Annotated in this window: 1 protein-coding gene; it reads right to left on the bottom strand. The window is 71.9% G+C overall.

Features of this window, described 5'->3' with window-relative positions; all coding sequences use genetic code 11:
- Positions 1 to 3,474: condensation domain-containing protein (locus tag ACIRL2_RS51300; protein WP_402242694.1), on the bottom strand; the 3,474-nt coding region annotated here is incomplete at both ends.

Below are 3,474 nucleotides of genomic sequence, written 5' to 3'. Positions count from 1 at the left end.
AACCGCATCCGGAACCAACCCCGCACGCTCCTCCAACAAATCCGCCACCGTCACCTCCGGCACCGGATGCGAAGTCGCGTTCCACTCGGCCACGATCCGCGTGCGCTCTGCGGGCGACAGCAGTTCGTACGCGCCCACGCGGCGGTTCGGGTCGTCGGTGATCCCGGCGAGCAGCCTCAGCAGCCGCTCGGCGAAGTCCTCGACGGTGGTGTGGTCGAAGAGGTCCGCCGCGTATTCGATGCCCAGCTCGACCGCGCCCTCCGGCACCGCGGCCAGATCGGTCTCGCGGAAGACGAAGTCGAGGTCGAACTTGGCGGTGGGTGGGGTGAATCGTTCGCCGACCGGTGCGATGTCGCCGAAGCGGACCTCGCCCACGCCCTGGTTCTGATAGCCGACCATCACCTGGAACAGCGGGTTGCGGCCGAGCGAACGCGCCGGGTTGAGTTCCTCCACGAGGCGCTCGAACGGCAGGTCCTGGTGCGCGAACGCGTCCAGGTCGGTGTCTCGCACCCGGGCCAGCAGGTCGGCGAAGGTCGGGTTGCCGGTCACGTCCGCACGGATGACCACGGTGTTGACGAAGAAGCCGATCAGGTCGCCGAGTGCCTCGTCGTCGCGCCCGGCCACCGGACTACCCAGTGGGATGTCGGTGCCGGCGCCGAGGCGGTGCAGCAGCGCCGCCACCGCCGCCTGGTAGAACATGAACGCGCTGGCGCCGGCGGCCGAGGCCACGGCACGTACGCGCTGGGCGAGTTCGGCGGCGATCAGGCGTTCGATGGTGCCGCCCCGGTAGCCGGCCACCGTGGGGCGCGGCCGGTCGGCGGGGATCTCCAGTTCCTGGGGCAGTGCGGCCAGAGCGTTGCGCCAGTAGGCGAGTTGGTGAGCGTAGCGGCTGGTGGGATCGGCCGGATCGCCGAGCAGGTCGCGCTGCCACAACGTGTAGTCGGCATATTGCAGCGGTAGCGGCTCCCACGCGGGTGCGTGCCCCGCCGAGCGCGCGGTGTAGGCCGCGGCGAGGTCCTGTGCGAACGGCCGGATGGACCACTCGTCGATCGCGATGTGGTGGAACACCGCGAGGAGCACGTGCTCGTTAGGGCCGACCCGGAAGACCGTGGTCCGCAGCGGCAGTTCGGTGGCCAGGTCGAAGGGGCGGCGGGTGGCCTCGGCGACCAGCGCGGCCAGCGCGGATTCGGTGTCGATGGCGCCCAGGGTGTCGGTGTCGGCGAACTCGACGACGGCGTGCGCGTCCTCCGGGGCCAGGATGTGTTGGAACACCTCGGCGGCGTCGCTTCCCGCGGGCTCCTGCGCCGCGACGCACAACGTGCGCAACGTTTCGTGACGGTTCGTCACGTCCTGTACGGCGGCGCGGAGCGCCGCTCGGTCCAGCATCCCGCGCAATCGGACCGCGATCGGTTCGTGGTAGGCCGCGCTCGCCGTCTCGAATTGGCCGAGCAGCCACAGCCGCCGCTGGGCGAACGACAGCGGCACCCGGTCGGGGCGCTCCTGCCGCGTGACGGCGGGCCGCAACGACCGGGCGCCCGCCTCGTCCGTCCCGGCGCGTTCCGCGAGCAGCGCGGCCAGTGCGGCGGTGGTCGGGGCGGTGAACACGTCCCGGATGGCGATCTCGACGCCGAGCGCGCCGCGGGCCTTGGCGGCCAATCGGGCGGCGAGCAGGGAGTGGCCACCGAGGTCGAAGAAGTTGTCCTCGGCGCCGATGTCGGCGACGCCGAGCACCTCGGCGAACAGCGCGCACAGGGCGAGTTCGGCTGCGCCGGCCGGTGCCCGCGTGGGCGCGCGACCGACGCCGGCGTCGGGGGCGGGCAGCGCGCGACGGTCGAGTTTGCCGTTGACGGTGAGCGGGAGTCGATCGAGCGGGACGAATCCGGCGGGCACCATGTACTCGGGCAGCCGCTCGCGCAGGAACGCGCGCAGCCGGGGTACCAGCGTGCCCGCCTCACGGGCGGCGGCGGGGTGGTTGGCGTAGCCGGACAGGTCGGCACGGCCCGAACCCGTGGCCACGTAAGTGCCCGATACGGCATTCGCGGCTCGCTCTCCGGCCACGAACACCGCGTCGAAGGACCCGGATCCGGCGCTCGACCAGGTCGCGGCCACGGTGTAGCCCTGGGCCGCGCCCAGCGCGTACAGCGTCTCGGGCTCGATCGCCGCGTCGTCGGCCTGCTCGGCCGCGGTGCGCGCGTCGCGTGCCTCGATGCTCGTGCCGCCGTTGGCCAGCACGCGCTCCGCGGCGATTTCGCCCGCGAGTCGGGCATTGGGTACGGCTCGCACGCGCAGCGCGTCGGGCCGATCATCGGTCAGCCGGCGGGCGACCGCGTCGGTTCCCTCGGCGGCGTTCCACGGCAGGCTCGGTATGTCGGCGAGGGTCGTGGCCGGGTCGCCGCCGACTCGGCGCAGTACCGCGTCGTAGCGGTGCCGGGACAGCTCGTTGCGCAGGTGTCCGCGTTTGATCCGCAGGTCGACGCCCGCGAGGTCGGGCAGCAGATCGGTCAGGGCGTCGAAGTAGTCCGGGTCGACCAGGAGTTCCTTCTCCAGCAGCACGGCGCGCTCGATCGCGGCGCGCACACTCGCGTCGTCGGTGTCCGGTGTCGCCTGGCCGAGTCGAATCGCGGTGTGGAAGGTACGGGCGAGCCGCAGGTTGCGCACGTCGCCGACGAAGACCGCTCCGCCGGGCCGGACCAGGTCGAGCGCGCGGCGCAGCACGTCGGTGAGGTAGTCCAGGCTCGGGAAGTACTGGGCGACCGAGTTGATCACCACCGTGTCGAAGAACGCCTTCGGCAAGTCGCCGAGTTCGTGCGCCGGGGCGGTGCGCAGCTCGACCTTCGCGGCGAGTTCGGGGTCCCGGGCCAGGTCCGCGCGCAGCTTCTCGATGACCGGGGCGGCGAAGTCGGTTGCCCAGTAGCTCTGGCTCGCGGGCGCCAGTTCGCCCAGGAGCAGGCCGGTGCCGACGCCGATCTCCAGGATTCGTGACGGGCGCAGTTCGGCGATGCGTCGGATGGTCTCGGCGCGCCATTCGCGCATGTGCGCGAGCGGGATCGGCGCGCCGTCGTAGCTGCTGTCCCAGCCGGCGAAGTCCTCGGTGAACACCGCCGTGTCGATGGCGGTGTACTCGTCGGCGTAGATCTGCCGCCATTCCGCGATGTGTTCGTCGTTGGCGTGCGCGTCGACGGGTCCGGCCGTCTCGGGCACGACGTAGGCGGTGAGCTGTACCGCGCCGTCCGGGCCGGTAGTGGGCACGATCGCGCTGCGGGCCACCTGCGGATGGGTGTCCAACACGCTTTGGATCTCGGCGGGTTCGATGCGGTGGCCGCGGATCTTGATCTGGTCGTCGGTGCGGCCGAGGTAGTCGATGATGCCGTCCGGGCGACGCCGCGCGAGGTCGCCGGTGCGGTAGAGGCGGCTGCCGGGCGGCCCGTACGGATTCGCCACGAACCGCGCGGCCGTTTGTCCGGCGGCGTTGAG

This window comes from Embleya sp. NPDC127516 (assembly GCF_044765325.1).
Lineage (GTDB): Bacteria > Actinomycetota > Actinomycetes > Streptomycetales > Streptomycetaceae > Embleya.
The sequence above is the reverse complement of the archived record's forward strand: the minus strand, read 5'-3'. Positions and strand labels throughout refer to the sequence as shown.